Raw genomic sequence first — 16,494 nt, forward strand, 5'->3', positions numbered from 1 at the left:
CCCGAGATGGTTTGCGCCAGGCTCGAGCCCAGGGCTGCTGGCAGCCCTCGCACGGCCAGACTGCTCTCGAGAAGCATCTCGGTTCCGCCTCCTCGACGCTCCGTCAGAGTGAGGACGACGAAGATGATCGCGAACGCTCCACGGTCGGCGTGATCGAGCAACTGGTCGAGGGGCCCCTCAGCCACGCCACCTGTGCGACGAGCAGCGCGCCGAGCAGGAAGAGCCCCAAGAGCGCGGCGCCGAGCACCAGTCCTTGCACGATCCCTCTGCTGGTCTGCCCGTCGCGCTCTCAGGCTCTGCCCACGTGCAGGGGCCCAGAGACCCAGGCGCCCAGCAACCACACCGTCCCCAGCAGCGCGGTGGCCACGTAGAACGTGCGATCGCCGGGCTCGATGTCCAGTGCCCACGCGTTGGTCCCGGTCCCGATGACCAACGTCACGGCGACAGCCCACCGACGGCGCGTCACCGCCTGCACGCTCTCCCGAGGGTCAGGGGGTCAGCAGAGCGGCCGAGACAAAGGCCCGCACGTCGTCGAGTGGATCGATCATGTGCAGCCCCACGTCGCGCCGACCGTCTGATCTCCGGGTCGAGCTCACACCTTGTGCGTCCCGTCGCACCACGGCAACCGGCCCGAGTTCCCACATCTGCACACCGCCACGACGGGTCGGCTCACCGCGTGGGCGGTGCCGTGCGCGTCGACGATCTCCTGCGCCCCGCGCACCAGGACCGGCCCGCCCGGGCAGGGCAGGATGTCCACATGAGCGCCGCAGTCCTCCGCTCGCACGTCGCCGGCACGCGTGAGCTCCACCCCGTCAGTCACGCCGCGCCCACCGCCGGCTGGAGCAACGCAGAGCGCGAGTCACGCCAGGCACCCACCGCGGCCTGAGCGACTCGACCCTCGAGATACAGCCCGCTGAGGAACCCGTAGAGCACCTTCTCCGTGCCGGCGGGGTCAGCGGCGGCCACCGCCGTGCACATCTGCCGGATCGCGATCTGCTCATGAGCGGCATCTGCCTCGACATGCTCACCGAAGTAGCGGTGGGCCTGCTCTGGCAGCTTCAGTCGCCGCGCCCCGGCGACGTACTCCTGGCAGGGCAGGGAGCTCGTGGTCTCGATGAAAGCCAGATGACCGGCCACCGCCCCGACCCATTCGCGTCGCGACGCCCACCACCCGAGCGCGGTGTTGGCGGCCAGCACCTCGCAGGGCCACGCGTCGCAGTAGTCCCCGTACCGATCCGACAGCTCCACCGACCGCATCGCCTCGGCGAAGATCCTCGAGTGTTGATCATTCAACCGGCCGTTGCCGTACTCGTCGAACTGGATCTCCAGCAGCGGTAACTTCGCCTCGTCGGGCAACCGCGGGATCGCGAAGGTGTGCGGGTCGCCCTCCTTGAGCTGATATGCCGACTTCAGGATCAACATCTCGCGCCACTGCTGATGACTCATCTCCCGCCGCGCGAAACTCGCGATGGACGGCGCCTCGGTGAACTCCGCCCGCGGAAGGTCGAACAACGTCCTCACCAGATCGTCCGTGGCTGAGGTCAAGTGCCGCGCCACGACGGGAGCAACCACCCGACTCAGGTCAGACTCCAGAGCATCCTCGAGAGCCAGACGCAAGGCCACGACGTCGGGGTCGACCTCGCACCTGGCGTCCACACCCGCGAAGCCGTGGTAACTCAGCCCCTGCGCCACCCACAGCGCCATCAGGCGGTCGTCGTCCGAGAGGATCCCGCTCCCGCGGACCACCTCTTCCGACGGCTGTGGCGTGGCGCTCGCCGCCTCGGACCACCCCAGCCGCTGCACAAGCCACTGCGACACCGGACCCCGCTGACGGGGCAACCGCGGCGCGGTCGGCGAGACGAGGGAAGCCATGCTGACCAACCACTCTCTTTGAGGGGACGGTGGATCCACTTGATCCTAGGGGCCCGTCCGCGGCTGGAGCCACCGGCGATGCGTACTCACGAGGACCGAGCACGCAGCGACCACCCTGTGCGCAGGTGCGCGGGGGCTCTCAGCCGAAGTAGCGCGCCATCGTCCCGGTGTGGGCGGCCCGCATCTCCTCGACCGGCAGGTCGAGCACGTCCTTGATCCGCAGCCGGTCGCCGTCGGTCGTGCCGAGGCGCGCCAGCGGGACCCCGTGGGCCTCGGCGATGCCGACGACGGCCGCCAGGTCGGCCTCGGAGCGCACCGTGACGACCGCCCGGGCGGTGGACTCGGAGTACAGCGCGGTGAAGGCGTCGATGCCGTCGCGCTCGAGGACCGGGGCCAGGTCGATCGAGGCGCCGGTGCCACCGGTGAGCGTCGACTCGGCGAGGGCCACAGCCAGACCGCCGTCGGAGAGGTCGTGCGAGCTGGCCAACAGGCCGCGTCGCACGGCGTCGACGAAGAAGGAGGCGAGCGCCTTCTCGGCCGCGAGGTCCACGCGCGGCGGGGTGCCGCCGAGGTGGCCGTGCAGCGCGTGCGCCCACTCGCCGCCGTCGAGCTCGTCGCGGGTCTCGCCGAGCAGGAGGACGATCTCCCCCTTCGCGGCGAAGCCGGAGCCGACGGACGTCGCGACATCGTCGATGACCCCGAGCACACCGACGACGGGCGTCGGGTGGACGGCGGTCTCGCCGGTCTGGTTGTAGAAGGAGACGTTGCCGCCGGTCACCGGGATGCCGAGCTCGAGGCAGGCGTCGAAGAGCCCGGCGATGGCCTGCTGGAACTGCCACATGACGCCGGGGTCCTCGGGCGAGCCGAAGTTCAGGCAGTCGGTGACGGCCAGCGGCAGGGCGCCGGAGGTCGCGACGTTGCGGTAGGACTCGGCGAGCGCGAGCTGCGCGCCGGCGTAGGGGTCGAGCCGACCGAAGCGGCCGTTGCAGTCCGTCGAGACCGCGACGCCCAGACCGGACTCCTCGTCGACCCGCACCACGCCGGAGTCGTGCGGCATGGCTCGCTTGGTGTTGCCCAGGACGTAGCGGTCGTACTGGTCGGTGACCCACGACTTGTCGCAGATGTTGGGCGAGGCGAGCAGCGCGAGCAGGTCGGCGCCGAGGTCCGCCGGGCGGGGAAGGGAGGAGCTCGCGTCAGCCTGCGCCGCGTCGAGCCACTCCGGGCGAGCGATCGGACGCTCGTAGACCGGGCCGTCGTGGGCGACGGAGCGCGGCGGCACGTCGACGATCGTCTCGCCGTGCCAGGTGATGACGAGCCGGTCACCGTCGGTGACCTCGCCGAGCACGGCGGCCTCGACGTCCCAGCGGGTGGTGATCTCGAGGAAGGCGTCGAGCTTGTCGGGCGCGACGACGGCCATCATCCGCTCCTGCGACTCCGACATGAGGATCTCCTCGGCGCGGAGGGTGGAGTCGCGCAGCGGCACCTTGTCGAGCTCGATCTGCATGCCGCCGTCGCCGGCGGAGGCCAGCTCGGAGGTCGCGCAGGACAGGCCGGCACCGCCGAGGTCCTGGATGCCCTCGACGACGCCCGCGGCGTAGAGGTCGAGGCAGCACTCGATGAGGACCTTTTCGGCGAAGGCGTCACCGACCTGGACGGCGGGCCGCTTGGCGGGGCCGCCCTCCTCGAAGGTCTCGGACGCCAGGACCGAGACGCCGCCGATGCCGTCGCCGCCGGTCTTGGCGCCGAAGAGCACGATCTTGTTGCCCGTACCGGAGGCATTGGCGAGGTGGAGGTCCTCGTGGCGCAGCGAGCCGACGCACAGCGCGTTGACGAGCGGGTTGCCCTGGTAGCACTCGTCGAAGACGATCTCGCCGCCGATGTTGGGCAGACCGAGGGAGTTGCCGTAGCCGCCGATGCCCTTGACGACGCCGGGCAGGACGCGGGCGGTGTCGGGGTGGTCGATGGCACCGAAGCGAAGGGGGTCCATCACCGCGATCGGGCGGGCGCCCATCGCCATGATGTCGCGGACGATGCCGCCGATGCCGGTCGCCGCGCCCTGGTAGGGCTCGACATAGCTCGGGTGGTTGTGCGACTCGACCTTGAAGGTCACCGCCCAGCCCTGGCCGATGTCGATGACACCCGCGTTTTCGCCGATACCGGCGAGGGTCTTGCCCAAGGGCGTCTCGGAGGGCAGGTCACCGAAGCGCTTGAGGTGGACCTTGGAGGACTTGTAGCTGCAGTGCTCGGACCACATGACCGAGTACATCGCCAGCTCGGCGCTCGTCGGGCGACGGTCGAGGATCTCGCGGATGCGCTCGTACTCGTCGGCCTTGAGGCCGAGCTCGGCCCACGGCTGCTCCGTGTCGGGGCTGCCCTGCGCGACGGCGACGGTGTCGAGGTTGCTGACGGTCACGCGGACACCACCTGCTCGAGGACGGACGTGAAGAAGGTGCGACCGTCGAGGCTCGGGCCGAAGCCCTCCTCGACGGCGTGCTCGGGGTGCGGCATGAGGCCGACGACGTTGCCCCGCTCGTTGGTGATGCCGGCGATGCCGCGAGAGGAGCCGTTGGGGTTGTCGCCGACGTAGCGGAAGGCGACCTGTCCCTCCCCTTCGAGCCGGTCGAGGGTGGTCTCGTCGGCGACGAACTGGCCGTCCTGGTTCTTCAGCACGATGCTGATCTCCTGGCCGGCCTCGAAGCCGGAGGTCCACGCGGTGCTCGTGCTCTCGACGCGCAGGACCTGGTCACGGCAGAGGAACTTGCGGTGGTCGTTTTGGATCATCGACCCGGGGAGCAGGTGCGACTCGGTGAGGATCTGGAAGCCGTTGCAGATCCCGAGGACCGGCATGCCCCCCTTCGCCGCAGTGATGACCTCCGTCATGACCGGGGCGAAGCGGGCGATGGCGCCGGCGCGCAGGTAGTCGCCGTAGGAAAATCCGCCGGGGACGACGACCGCGTCGACGCCGTGGAGGTCCGCGTCTCCGTGCCACAGGGCGACGGCCTCGCCGCCGCAGAGCGTGACGGCGCGGCGGGCGTCGGCGTCGTCGAGGCTGCCGGGGAAGGTGATGACGCCGATCTTCACGCGCCGGCCCCGGTGATCGGCGCCTGCTCCGGCTCGTCGCTCGTCAGCTCGTGGACGCTCACGACGTCCTCGATGACGGGGTTGGACAGGAGGGTCTCGGCGGCCTCGCGGGCCTGCGCGAGGTGCGCGTCGGTGACGTCGCCGTCGACGGACAGCACGAAGCGCTTGCCCTGCCGCACGTCGGTGAACTGGTCGATCCCCAGCCGGGGCAACGCCCCGCGGACCGCCTGGCCCTGGGGGTCGAGGATCTCGGGCTTGAGCATGACGTCGACGACGATGCGTCCCACAGGGTGTCTCCTGGTGCGAAGGGGGTGGTCCGCCCGCGAGTCTAGTTGGCCCGGACACCTCGCTCCCCTGCGGTGCTATCCCCGGCAGGATGGGGCCATGAGCAGCCGCTACGCCGACCTCGTCCGCCTCCTGCTCCGGCATGCCCGGGGAGACCTGCTGGCCGGGGCGCAGGTGGACGGGTTCGGCGGTGGCGACGACCTGCCCGAGGGGTCGGACGCACGGGCGCGGGCCTTCGCCGAGGACCTCGAGTCGATGGGGCCGACGTACATCAAGCTGGGCCAGCTGCTTTCGACACGCTTCGACCTGCTGCCCGCGGCCTACACCGACGCGCTCACCCGCCTGCAGGACACGGTCGAGCCCTTCCCCGTCGCGCAGGTGCACGAGATCGTCGAGGAGGAGCTCGGAGCGCGGATCAAGGACGTCTTCGCCTTCTTCGACGAGGAGCCGCTCGCGGCGGCCTCGCTCGGGCAGGTGCACCGGGCGACGACCCGCTCCGGGCGCGACGTCGTCGTCAAGGTGCAGCGCCCCGACGTGCGCGAGACGATCCGGGGCGACATGGACGTCCTGGACACCGTGACCGGATTGGTCGACAAGCACACGAGCGTCGGCAGCTCCTACGGCCTCAACCAGCTGCTCCACCAGTTCCGCCGGTCCCTCATCGACGAGCTGGACTACCGACGCGAGGCGCGCAACCTGCTGCGCTTCATCGACCTGACCGGCGGTCACGACCGACTCGTCGTTCCCGAGCCGCTGCTGCAGCTGACGACGACCCGGGTGCTGACGATGGACTACATCGAGGGCCGCAAGGTCACGGACCTGGGGCCGCTCGCCCTCCTCGACCTCGACGCGCGGCCGATCGTCGACCAGCTCTTCCACTGCTATCTGCAGATGATCCTCGACGACGGCGTCCTCCACGCCGACCCGCACCCCGGCAACCTGCTCGTCACCGACGACGGACGGCTCGCCCTGCTCGACCTCGGGATGGTCGCGACCGTCCCGCAGCGGGTGCAGGCGCACGTGACCAAGCTGCTGCTGGCCATCCACGACGGCGACGGCGAGGAGGCGGCGGTCGTGCTCGGCGACATGGGCCACGCCCTCGACGACTACGACGTCGCCGGATTCCGCGACGACGTCGCCCACCTCGTGAGCGAGGCGGTGACCACGGGGTCCGACCTCGAGGCGGGCCGGCTGCTCGTCGAGCTCTCGCGTGTCTCCGGGGTGCACGGGCTGCGCCCGCCGGCCGAGATGGCGATGATCGGCAAGGCCCTGCTCAACCTCGACCAGACGACCTCGCACCTGGACCCGGACTTCTCACCCGCCGACGCGATCCGGGACAACGTCTCGGACATCTTCGCCTCGTCGCTGAAGGTCTCCCCCGGCGGTGTGCTCGCGGCAGCGATCGAGGCCAAGGAGTTCACCGCGCTCCTGCCCAAGCGGGCAAACCGGATCCTTGACGCGCTCGCCCGCGGCGAGATGCGCGTGCACGTCGACGCGATCGACGAGCAGCGACTCCACCTCGTCCTGCAGCGCATCGCCAACCGGCTGACGCTGGGGCTCATCATCGCGGCCACGATCATCGGCGCGGCGATGATGATGCGGGTCGAGACCGAGTCGACGATCCTCGGGTTCCCCGCGATCGCGATGCTCTTCTTCACCATCGCGGTGCTCGCGGCGATCCTGCTCGGGGTCCACATCGTGCTCACCGACCGCAAGGTGGCCCAGCAGCACCCCGAGCCGCAGGAGCGCTAGCCCCACCGCCTCGCCAGCTCACGTACGACCGTCAGGTTGCGGTTGGTCCACACGCCCATCGCCCGGTCGTGCGCGGCGGGCAGCTTCACCTGGTGGTAGCGGTCCTTGCCGTCGAGCACGAGGTGGACGGCCCGGCCGCGGACGGTGGTGGCCTCCCCTTCGCCCTCGTGCGTGAGCAGCTCGACGGCCTCCGCCGATGGCTCCTCCCGCATGAAAGTCACGTAGTGCGCCGCCACGTCGAAGGGCGCCCGCCCGGCCACCTCCTCCGCGTCCGCGACGACGGCCACCAGCTCGGCCGGCGCGAGCACCACGGTCGGCACCTCGAAGCCCCGGTCGGCGAGGAAGGCCTTCTCCAACGTCGACTCCACCGCCGAGGTCGACCGCTGCCGGCTCGTCAGCCGGACGTTGCCGGTGTTGAGGTGCACGGCGACGTCGCACGCGCCGGTCTCCTCGACGACCCGCTGCAGGTCAGCCTTGGGGAACGTGCGCTTGGCGCCGAGGTTGATCGCGCGGAGGAAGGCGACGTAGGTGGCCATCAGCTGAAGCGCTCGCGCAGCTCTCGCTTGAGGATCTTGCCGCTCGGGTTCTTCGGCAGGGCCTCGAGGATCTCGACCCGCTTGGGCCGCTTGTAGCTCGCGAGCACCTGCCTGCAGTGGTCCTGGACCGACTCGGCGGTCAGCCCCGACCCCTGCTTGGCGACGACCGTCGCGGTGACGGCCTCGACCCACTTCGGGTCGGGCACGGCGAAGACCGCCACCTCGGCGACGTCGGGGTGGGCGTAGATCGCCTCCTCGACCTCGCGGGAGGCGACGTTTTCACCACCGGTCTTGATCATGTCCTTCTTGCGGTCGACGATCGTGATCCTCCCCTCGTCGTCCGCGATGCCGAGGTCGCCGGAGTGGAACCACCCTCCGGCGAAGGCCTCGGCCGTCTTCTCCTCGTTGCGCCAGTAGCCCGCCGCGATGTGCGGGCTGCGGTGCACGACCTCGTCGATCTCACCGACGGGCACCTCGTGGCCGGCGTCGTCGACGAGCCGGGTCTCGACCATGAGCACCGGCCGCCCCGCGGAGCCGGCGTGCGACAGCTGCTCGTGCGGCGGCAGGATCGTCGCGACGGGGGCGAGCTCGGTCTGGCCGTAGAAGTTCCACAGGTCGACGTCGGGCAGCCGCTCCTGGATCTCCTTGAGCACCTCGACGGGCATGGGTGAGGCGCCGTAGTAGCCCTTGCGCAGGCTGCTCAGGTCGGTCGTGTCGAAGTCGGCGTGCCGCAGCAGCGAGATCCACACCGTCGGCGGGGCAAAGTACTTCGTCACCCCGTGCTCGGCGATCTTCGCCAGCACCGTCGCCGGGTCGGGCGCGGGCAGGATGATGCTCGTCGCCCCGAGCATGATGTCCGGCCCGAGGAAGCAGTCGAGCTGCGCGCAGTGATAGAGCGGCAGGGTGTGCAGGTCGACGTCGTCGCCGGTCATGCCGCCGTCGACGATCGCGCTGAGGTACTCCGCCTGCAGCGCCCGGGAGGTGAGCAGCGCCCCCTTCGGCCGGGACTCGGTGCCGGAGGTGTACATCAGGCGGATCGGGTCGTCGTCAGCGACGAGCGGCGGCTCCCAGCCGGTCGCGTCGGTGGCGACGAGGTCGGCGAAGGGGGTCCACCCGCCGCGTGCGTCGCCGGTCACCACGCGGGTGCCGATCTCGAGCCCGCTGGCGTCGATCGCGGCGTCGGCGGTGGCGACGAACTCCGGCTGGGTCAGCATGGCGACCGGCTCGCTGTTGCCGAGGATGAAGCCGACCTCGTCGGCGGTGAGCATGAAGTTGATCGGCACGAGGATCGCGCCGAGCCGCGCCGCCCCCCAGGCGATCGCGGCGAAGTCTGCGCTGTTGCGGCTGAGCAGGGCGACGCGGTCGCCCTTCGTCACGCCGCGCTCGGCGAGGCCGGCGGCCACGGAGGTGACGATCGCGTCGAGCTCGCGGTAGGTCCAGCGGACGTCACCGTCGATGATCGCGACCTTGTCCGGTGGCGAGCAGCGCTGCGGCGCAACACCTCCCCGAGACCGTTGGCACGGGCGATGGCCATCTCCGTCGTCATCGACATGACGGCAGTCTGCCCACCGGAGGGGGTGAGCACCACCCCCGACCCGCCTCAGACGGAGAAGGTCTGCCCGGTGAGCCGCTCGTAGGCCTCGACGTACTTGGCCCGGGTCTGCGCGACGACGGCCTCCGGGAGCGCAGGGGGCGCCTCGCCCGAACTCTTGTCCCAGCCGGATGCCGGCGAGGTCAGCCAGTCACGCACGTACTGCTTGTCGTAGCTCGGCTGCTGCCGGCCCGGCTCCCACTGGTCGGCGGGCCAGAAGCGGGAGGAGTCGGGGGTGAGCACCTCGTCGGCGAGGACGATCTCGTCGCCGCGCATGCCGAACTCGACCTTGGTGTCGGCGAGGATGATGCCGCGATCGGTGGCGATCTCGTTGCCGCGCTGCAGGATCCGCACGGTGAGGTCACGCACCCGCGAGGCGAGGTCCTCGCCGATCTCGGCCACGACGCCGGAGTACGGGATCGGCTCGTCGTGCTCTCCGACGGGTGCCTTGGTCGACGGGGTGAAGATCGGCTCCGGCAGGGGCGAGCCGTCGACGAGGCCGGCCGGCAGCTCGATGCCGCTCACGGCGCCGGTCGCCCGGTACTCCCCCAGCCCGCCGCCGGTGAGATAGGCGCGGGCGACGCACTCCACGGGCAGCATCTCGAGCCGCTCGACGAGCACCGCGCGGCCGGCGACAACCGCGGGGACGTCGGTCGAGACGACGTGGTGCGGGACGAGGTCGGCGAGCTGGTCGAACCACCACAGCGACATCTGGGTCAGGATCGCCCCCTTGTCGGGGATCGGGGTGTCGAGCACGAAGTCGTAGGCCGACATCCGGTCGCTCGCGACGAGCAGCAGCTGGTCCTGGCGCGGCTGCCCGTCGGCGCCGACCGGCGCGTACAGGTCGCGCACCTTGCCGGAGTAGACGTGGGCGTAGCCGGGCAGCTCGAGGGGGGCGTCGCTCGTCATGGGGTCATCTTGGCAGCGGCCCGGCTCAGCCGCGGCGGCGGGCCAGCCGGCGGGCGCCGGCCGCGCCGAGCCCGGCGGCCAGGAGCACGGCCCCGAGCGGGAGGAGGACGATCTCGTTGGCGATGCTGTACAGCGGGCTCTGGAGCGTGACCGGCCCCTCCCGCCCCAGCCTGGCGACGAGGCTCGCGCCCGACCGAGTGGTGACGTAGAGGCCGACGGCGAGGGTCGCCAGGCCGGCCACGGTCGTGCCCGACGACGACCACGCGGTGAGCGCCGCCCACAGCGCGGCCGCGACGAGCAGCGCGACGACCCCGGCGACGAGCTCGCCCCAGCCGCGCTCGAAGCTGACCCGGTAGGCCAGCGCCGACCGGGCCACGAGCAGGGCCCCACCGACAGTGAGGAGCCACGGCAGCACCGCGGCGAAGGGCGTGACCAACCGCGCGACGAGGTGGCCGCCACCCCCTTCGGTCCGGTCCTCGGCGCGCTGCGCGGCCGTCGTGGCGGTCGTGGTCTCCGGCTCCCCAGTCATGCGGACATGCTCCCACCAGCGGGCCCGCCGAAGGGGGCTCACGTCCCGCCCCGCAGCCCCTGCGGCCACCGCCGGGAAGCGCAGCGTCGGAACGCTCACCCCGGCACGCGCCGCGGTCTCGCCGATGGTCAGCAGCTCGCGCGTCCATGCCCTCGAGCTAGCGACTTGACCTCAAGCGCACGTGAGGTCAGAGCCTGTCGGCATGAGGACGACACCGCCGTGCCAGGTCGAGCCCGAGTTGTGGTTCTCCGAGGGGCTCGAGGAGGCCAAGAGCAGGTGCCGGGGCTGCCCCCTTAGCCCCATGTGCCTGCAGGGAGCCATCGACCGGGCCGAGCCGTGGGGGGTGTGGGGCGGCGAGATCCTCCAGTCCGGGCAGGTCATCGCCCGCAAGCGGGTCCGCGGCCGCCCCCGCAAGGACGTCGCCGCCTGAGGCGCCTCCTCAGGCGTGGATCTCACCGCGGGAGGCGCGCAGGGCGATGTCGGTGCGGTGGTGCCCGCCCTCGAGCTCGACGAGGTCGACGGCCGCGTAGGCCCGCGCCCGCGCCTGCTCGAGGTCCTCGCCGAGCGCGACGACCGAGAGCACACGACCACCCGACGAGACGAGCCGGCCGTCGTCGGCCCAGGTCGTGCCCGCGTGCAGCACGTGCACGCTCTCGGCGAGGTCACCGGCCGCGATCTCCTCGAGGCCACCGATCTCGACGCCGGTGCGCGGCGCCGCCGGGTAGCCCTCGGCTGCGACGACGACCGTCACGCTGGCCTGCGGGCTCCACCGCAGCGGGTCGTGCTCGTCGAGACGACCGTCGGCCGCCGCCGCGAGCAGCACCGCCAGCGGCGACTCGAGCCGCGCGAGCACCGACTGGGTCTCCGGGTCGCCGAAGCGCACGTTGAACTCGATGACCCGCGGCCCCCGCGAGGTCAGCGCCAGGCCGACGTACAGCACCCCGACGAAGGGAGTCCCCCGCCGCGCCATCTCGTCGACGACCGGCTGGGCGACGCGGGCGACGACGTCGTCGACGAGCCCCTCCGGGGCCCACCCGAGCGGGCTGTACGCGCCCATCCCGCCGGTGTTGGGACCCTCGTCGCCGTCGAAGATCCGCTTGAAGTCCTGCGCCAGGTCGAGCGGCACGACGGTCGAGCCGTCGCAGATGCAAAAGAGGCTGGCCTCGGGGCCGTCGAGGTACTCCTCGATGACGACGCGGGCGTCGTCCCCCTTCGCCAGGCAGGCCAGTCCGTGCTCCATGGCCGCGGCGCGGTCCTCGGTGACGACGACCCCCTTGCCGGCCGCCAGTCCGTCGTCCTTGACGACGAAGGGGGCCCCGAAGGCGTCGAGCGCCGCGGCCAGCTGCTCCTCGCTCGTGCACACGTGCGCCATCGCGGTCGGCACCTCGGCGGCGGCCATGACCTCCTTGGCGTAGGCCTTGCTGCCCTCGAGGCGAGCGGCCTCGGCACCCGGGCCGAAGCAGCGGATACCGGCCTCCCGCAGCGCGTCGGCGACACCAGCGACGAGCGGCGCCTCCGGGCCGACGACGACGAGGTCGACCTCGTGCTGCTCGGCGAGGGCGACGACCGAGGCCGGATCGGTCGCGTCGACCGGCACGTTGAGCGCCAGCGCGTCGGTGCCGGGGTTGCCCGGGGCGGCGATGACCGCGGCCACGGTGGGGTCGAGGGTGAGTGCGCGGACGAGAGCGTGCTCGCGGGCGCCGGATCCGATGACGAGAACCTTCACGGGGGTGAGCCTACGGCCCGGAGGACGGAGAAGGGGCGCAGCTCTCGGCAGGCAGGGGGTATCTGCCGTGAGCTGCGCCCCCGGGGTCGCGGGTCCAGACATCAGGGGGGACACCGACCGCGCGACCGTCGACCGAAGCCGACGGGTTGATACTGACACTTCGTTGAGGGTGAAATCAAGACAGGCGAAAAAACATCCGCGCCCGGCCGCCCCGCCCGGCCGACGAGAGGTCGCGAGAGCACCCCCGCGAGGACCTAGACTGGATCCTTCCGCCGATCTGGAGGGGAGCAGGACGACACGTGACCGACACCCACGTCGACGCCGTGGCTGCGGAGATCGCCATCGAGCAGCAGCACCTGGACCGCGTCCACACCGAGCTGGCCAAGGCCGGCCAGCGAGCCGACCTCGTCGCTGTCGACGGCCTGTCCCGCGGCCGTACCGACCGCACCGGCGACGTCCGTGACGAGGAGATGTCCGGGCTCTTCGAGCGGGACGCCCTCGTCTACAACGCCGCCCGTCGCATGGCCCACCTCGAGCACCAGCACGAGGGCCTCGTCTTCGGCCGACTCGACCTCGAGCACGCCTCCGGCGCGGGCACCGAGCGGGAGATCCGCTACATCGGTCGCCTCGGCGTCCGCGACGACGACTACGAGCCGCTCGTCATCGACTGGCGCGCCCCCGCGGCCTCGCCCTTCTACCGGGCGACCCCCGTCGACAACCACGGCGTCATCCGCCGGCGCGTGCTGCGCTGCCGCGGCGAGCAGGTCATCGGCGTCGAGGACGACCTCATGGTGCCCGAGGCCCCCGACGACCTCGTCGTCGTCGGCGACGGTGCGCTCCTCGCCGCCCTGACCCGCACCCGCGGCCAGCAGATGCGCGACATCGTCGCCACGATCCAGACCCACCAGGACGAGGCGATCCGGGCGAGCGACCGCGGCATCACCGAGATCAGCGGCGGCCCCGGCACCGGCAAGACGGTCGTCGCGCTGCACCGCGCGGCCTACCTCCTCTACGCCAACCGACGCCGCTACGAGTCCGGGGGCATCCTCGTCATCGGCCCCTCCTCGGCCTACACCGCCTACATCGAGCGGGTCCTGCCTTCGCTCGGCGAGGACTCGGTGACCCTGCGCTCGCTCGGCGACGTCGTCGACGTCATCACCGCCGTGCGGCAGGAGGCTCCCGAGGTCGCCGCGATCAAGGGCTCGCTGCAGATGCGCACGGTGCTCAAGCGGCTGGCCGCGCGCGCGGTGCCCGGCGCCCCCACGAGCCTGCGCGTCATGGTCGGTGGCCTGCCCGTCCACCTCGACGAGCGGGCCCTCACCGACATCCGTCGCCGCGCGCTGCGCGACCGCACCCGCAACCAGGCGACCAAGCACGTCCGCGAGCTGCTCGCCGAGGCCGCCTGGCGGCAGGTGCGCGAAGGGGACCGCGACGAGTTCCTCGACGCCTTCGACGAGTCGCTCGCCGTCGACGACTTCGTCGCCCAGTGGTGGCCCCAGGTCGATCCCCGCGAGGCCCTCCTCTGGCTCGCCGACACCGAGCTGGCCTACGAGGTCTGCCGGTCGGTGCTCAGCCAGGGCGACGCCGCCGCGCTCGCCCACGCCGCCCGCGAGACCCTCGAGCTCGGCACGTGGAGCGTCTCCGACGTCGCGCTCGTCGACGACCTGTCGGTGCGGCTGGGGCAGGTCGAGCAGCCCGAGGCGGAGGAGCGCTCCTTCTACGAGATCGAGGAGCTCGACGGCGTCGAGGAGCTGCGCGCCATGGGCTCGGCGATCCGCGCCCCCGAGATGGCCCACTCCCTCACCCCGACGACGGCCCGCGAGCGGCTGCTCACCGGCACCGTCGGGCGCCCGGGCGAGTACGCGCACGTCCTCGTCGACGAGGCCCAGGACCTCTCACCGATGCAGTGGCGGATGATCGGCCGGCGCGGCCGCCGCGCCTCGTGGACCGTCGTCGGCGACGTCGCGCAGGCCTCGTGGCCCGACATCGCCGAGGCCGAGCGGGCCCGCGACGAGGCCTACGGCACCCAGCCCCGGCAGTCCTTCCACATGACGACCAACTACCGCAACGCGCAGGAGATCTTCGACTACGCGCGCGAGGTCATCGTCCCGGTCGTGCCCGACGCCGACATCCCCGATGCGGTCCGCGAGACGGGGGTCCGGCCCGTCGAGGTGACCTTCGGCGACGCCATCGACACCTCGCGCCCCGACGTCGGCGCCGTCGCGGCACAGGCCCTCGACGCCCTCGCCGCCGAGGTCGACGGGTCGATCGCGGTCATCACGCCGCAGCGTCACGCAGCAGCCGTGCTGCCGCTCGACGGCACGCACGACGGGCGGGTCATCGTCATCGACCCGCTGTCGACCAAGGGCCTGGAGTGGGACGCGACGCTCGTCGTCGACCCCGACGCGATCGTCCAGGAGTCCCCGGGCGGCGCCCGCGTGCTCTACGTCGTGCTCACCCGCGCGGCCCACCGCATGTCGGTGCTGCGCCCGACCGACTGAGGAGCCGCGGGCGAGGTCAGGGCTGCTCGTCGTGGAGCCACCACAGCGCGCCCGTGAGGGCCCGGCCTCGCGGTCGACCCCACCAGCGGGCGTCCTGCAGCGCCGCGCGCGCCGCGAGGTGGCCGCAGCCGCCGTGCACACCGCCGCCGGGGTGGGTCGCCGCGCTGCCGAGGTAGAGCCCGCCGACGTGGGTGCGCGGCCCACCGAGACCGGTGACGGGTCGCCACAGCGCCTGCTGGAAGAGCTGCTGCGTGCCGCCGCCCACCGCACCCCCGACGAGGTTGGCATCGGCCCCCTCGAGATCGCCCGGGGTCTGCACCCACCGCCCGACCTCGTGCTGCGACCACCCCGGGGCGAGCGACTCGAGCAGCCGCTCGCAGCCCTCGACGGTCGCGGCCACCGCCGCGGCATCGGCGGGCCGGTGCCGCGGCAGGTGCGTGTAGAGCCACAGCGCCTCGGTGCCCTCCGGCGAGCGCGAGGGGTCGATCGTGCTCATCTGCCCGACGAGGGCGAAGGGAGCCCCCGGCACCTCTCCCGCCTCGAGCTCCGCCGACCAGCGGATGAGGCCGGGCACGTCGTGGCCGACGTGGAGCACCCCGGCGCCCCGCGCCTGCGGCGCGGTCCAGGGCACCGGGGCGTCGAGGCGCAGGTTGAGCTTGAGCGTCGGCAGGTCCCAGGCGAAGCGCGCCAGTCGTCGGCGCAGCCCGGCCGGGACGTCGGCCGGGTCGAGCAGGTCCTCGTAGAGGCGCTGCGCGCTCGTGTCGGCCACGACCGCACGACGCACCCGCACGCGCCGCCCGTCGGACAGCTCCACACCGTGGACGCGCCCACCGGCCACGACGACCCGCCCGGCGCCGACCCCCGTCTCGACCCGGGCACCAGCCGCCTCGGCCCGGAGCCGGAGCGCGCGGGCCAGCTGCCGGGTCCCTCCCCGCGGTGAGGGGAAGCCGACGTCCTGGCACAGCATCGTCATGAGCCAGCCGTAGAGGCCGCTGCCCGGTGCCGTGGGTGGGATGTCGGCGTGCATGGCATTGCCGGCGAGCAGCTGCGCGGCGCCGTCGCCCCCGAAGTGCTCCCGTGCCAGCTGGTGCACCGGCAGCAGCGCCATGCGGGCGAGATCCGGCGCCTCACGCAGCCCGATCCGGGCGACGAGGCGGGCGGCGTCGGCGACCGGGGGCCAGCGGGTGAGCAGGGCGCGGATCAGTGGCTCGCGCACCCGCTGCCACTGCTCGACCATCTCCAGCCAGGCGGCCCCGTCGCCCGGGTGCCCGCGGTCGAGGTCGGCGGCGGTGTCGAGCGGGTCGGCGTGCAGCGCGATGCCGTCACGGTCCCGGCCGGCGAGGTGCGCCAGCGGCCTCGGTGCGTGCGCCCACTCCAGCCCGTGGTGCTCCAGACCGAGGTCGCGCAGGACCGGTGAGGCGAGGGCCAGCGGGTGGCAGGCGCTGAACTCGTCCTCGACCCAGTCCCCGTCGACACGGCTGGCGACGGCCCCACCGACCTCGTCGCGCTCCTCGACGACGAGCACGTCCCAGCCCGCATCGGCGAGCAGGGCGGCGGTCACGAGGCCGTGGTGACCGGCGCCCACGACGACGGCGTCGACGGTCTGCATGCGGCCCCCTTCGTCCTGTCCGGTCAGCCCGATCATGCCAGCGGGTCCGGCACGACCCCCGCAGTGCCCGTCAAGACGGCGCCGGGGCGCCTCCTCAGGGACC

Annotated in this window: 14 protein-coding genes; 3 read left to right on the forward strand and 11 right to left on the reverse strand. The window is 72.3% G+C overall.

Annotated features, from left to right (window positions below):
• Positions 1-592 precede the first annotated feature (592 nt).
• The 5 genes from AB4Y78_RS03100 to purS form a co-directional block, all read right to left on the reverse strand.
• On the reverse strand, positions 593-820 hold the full coding sequence (locus tag AB4Y78_RS03100) for a CDGSH iron-sulfur domain-containing protein (protein WP_441714268.1): 228 nt from the start codon (positions 818-820) through the stop codon (positions 593-595).
• Complete coding sequence (locus AB4Y78_RS03105) at positions 817-1,872, reverse strand: iron-containing redox enzyme family protein (protein ID WP_441714266.1); 1,056 nt, start codon at positions 1,870-1,872, stop codon at positions 817-819. The genes AB4Y78_RS03100 and AB4Y78_RS03105 overlap by 4 nt, the downstream gene beginning before the upstream one ends.
• A 139-nt stretch (positions 1,873-2,011) precedes the next feature.
• Positions 2,012-4,285 (reverse strand): phosphoribosylformylglycinamidine synthase subunit PurL, encoded by a 2,274-nt coding sequence (gene purL / locus AB4Y78_RS03110; RefSeq protein ID WP_441714265.1) that lies wholly within the window; start codon positions 4,283-4,285, stop codon positions 2,012-2,014.
• Positions 4,282-4,953, reverse strand: coding sequence for a phosphoribosylformylglycinamidine synthase subunit PurQ (gene purQ, locus AB4Y78_RS03115; protein ID WP_007926879.1), 672 nt, complete (start codon positions 4,951-4,953; stop codon positions 4,282-4,284). Before purQ ends, purL begins: the two co-directional genes overlap by 4 nt.
• Positions 4,950-5,240, reverse strand: coding sequence for a phosphoribosylformylglycinamidine synthase subunit PurS (gene purS / locus AB4Y78_RS03120; protein WP_007926877.1), 291 nt, complete (start codon positions 5,238-5,240; stop codon positions 4,950-4,952). The genes purQ and purS overlap by 4 nt, the downstream gene beginning before the upstream one ends.
• A 97-nt stretch (positions 5,241-5,337) precedes the next feature.
• Between purS and AB4Y78_RS03125 the strand changes: the two genes are divergently transcribed.
• Positions 5,338-6,990 carry an ABC1 kinase family protein gene (locus tag AB4Y78_RS03125; protein ID WP_441714262.1) on the forward strand — a complete coding sequence of 551 codons (1,653 nt, stop codon included), beginning with the start codon at positions 5,338-5,340 and terminating at the stop codon, positions 6,988-6,990.
• Here AB4Y78_RS03125 and AB4Y78_RS03130 read toward each other — a convergent pair.
• Genes AB4Y78_RS03130 through AB4Y78_RS03145 form a run of 4 tightly spaced genes read right to left on the reverse strand, consistent with a single transcriptional unit; the run spans position 6,987 to position 10,555 of the window.
• The gene (locus AB4Y78_RS03130) at positions 6,987-7,526 is read right to left on the reverse strand and encodes a DUF1697 domain-containing protein (RefSeq protein ID WP_441714261.1); all 540 of its coding nucleotides are present in this window, start codon (positions 7,524-7,526) and stop codon (positions 6,987-6,989) included. The two genes, AB4Y78_RS03125 and AB4Y78_RS03130, sit on opposite strands and share 4 nt — an antisense overlap.
• Positions 7,526-9,244 (reverse strand): fatty acyl-CoA synthetase, encoded by a 1,719-nt coding sequence (locus AB4Y78_RS03135; RefSeq protein WP_441736883.1) that lies wholly within the window; start codon positions 9,242-9,244, stop codon positions 7,526-7,528. Before AB4Y78_RS03135 ends, AB4Y78_RS03130 begins: the two co-directional genes overlap by 1 nt.
• On the reverse strand, positions 9,127-10,026 hold the full coding sequence (locus AB4Y78_RS03140) for a phosphoribosylaminoimidazolesuccinocarboxamide synthase (RefSeq protein ID WP_441714259.1): 900 nt from the start codon (positions 10,024-10,026) through the stop codon (positions 9,127-9,129). Before AB4Y78_RS03140 ends, AB4Y78_RS03135 begins: the two co-directional genes overlap by 118 nt.
• Positions 10,027-10,051: 25 nt before the next feature.
• A complete protein-coding gene (locus tag AB4Y78_RS03145) occupies positions 10,052-10,555 on the reverse strand; it encodes a hypothetical protein (RefSeq protein WP_441714257.1) in 504 nt (167 codons plus the stop codon).
• A gap of 202 nt (positions 10,556-10,757) precedes the next feature.
• Between AB4Y78_RS03145 and AB4Y78_RS03150 the strand changes: the two genes are divergently transcribed.
• On the forward strand, positions 10,758-10,985 hold the full coding sequence (locus AB4Y78_RS03150; protein ID WP_441714255.1) for a WhiB family transcriptional regulator: 228 nt from the start codon (positions 10,758-10,760) through the stop codon (positions 10,983-10,985).
• 9 nt (positions 10,986-10,994) lie between these two features.
• Here AB4Y78_RS03150 and purD read toward each other — a convergent pair whose 3' ends face one another.
• Positions 10,995-12,281 (reverse strand): phosphoribosylamine--glycine ligase, encoded by a 1,287-nt coding sequence (gene purD, locus AB4Y78_RS03155; protein WP_007926865.1) that lies wholly within the window; start codon positions 12,279-12,281, stop codon positions 10,995-10,997.
• Positions 12,282-12,580: 299 nt separating this feature from the next.
• Here purD and AB4Y78_RS03160 point away from each other — a divergent pair, with 299 nt between their 5' ends.
• Positions 12,581-14,782 carry a HelD family protein gene (locus AB4Y78_RS03160; RefSeq protein ID WP_441714251.1) on the forward strand — a complete coding sequence of 734 codons (2,202 nt, stop codon included), beginning with the start codon at positions 12,581-12,583 and terminating at the stop codon, positions 14,780-14,782.
• A gap of 16 nt (positions 14,783-14,798) precedes the next feature.
• Here AB4Y78_RS03160 and AB4Y78_RS03165 read toward each other — a convergent pair whose 3' ends face one another.
• Positions 14,799-16,427 (reverse strand): phytoene desaturase family protein, encoded by a 1,629-nt coding sequence (locus AB4Y78_RS03165; protein WP_441714250.1) that lies wholly within the window; start codon positions 16,425-16,427, stop codon positions 14,799-14,801.
• Positions 16,428-16,494: the final 67 nt, after the last annotated feature.

The organism is Janibacter sp. RAF52 (assembly GCF_052114035.1).
Classification (GTDB): domain Bacteria; phylum Actinomycetota; class Actinomycetes; order Actinomycetales; family Dermatophilaceae; genus Janibacter; species Janibacter hoylei.

Coding starts and splice junctions, on each gene's coding strand:
- AB4Y78_RS03105 (WP_441714266.1), bottom strand. CDS start 1,872: ATGGCTTCCCTCGTCTCGCCGACCGCGCCGCGGTTGCCCCGTCAGCGG.
- AB4Y78_RS03125 (WP_441714262.1), top strand. CDS start 5,338: ATGAGCAGCCGCTACGCCGACCTCGTCCGCCTCCTGCTCCGGCATGCC.
- AB4Y78_RS03130 (WP_441714261.1), bottom strand. CDS start 7,526: ATGGCCACCTACGTCGCCTTCCTCCGCGCGATCAACCTCGGCGCCAAG.
- AB4Y78_RS03140 (WP_441714259.1), bottom strand. CDS start 10,026: ATGACGAGCGACGCCCCCCTCGAGCTGCCCGGCTACGCCCACGTCTAC.
- AB4Y78_RS03145 (WP_441714257.1), bottom strand. CDS start 10,555: ATGACTGGGGAGCCGGAGACCACGACCGCCACGACGGCCGCGCAGCGC.
- AB4Y78_RS03150 (WP_441714255.1), top strand. CDS start 10,758: ATGAGGACGACACCGCCGTGCCAGGTCGAGCCCGAGTTGTGGTTCTCC.
- AB4Y78_RS03165 (WP_441714250.1), bottom strand. CDS start 16,427: ATGATCGGGCTGACCGGACAGGACGAAGGGGGCCGCATGCAGACCGTC.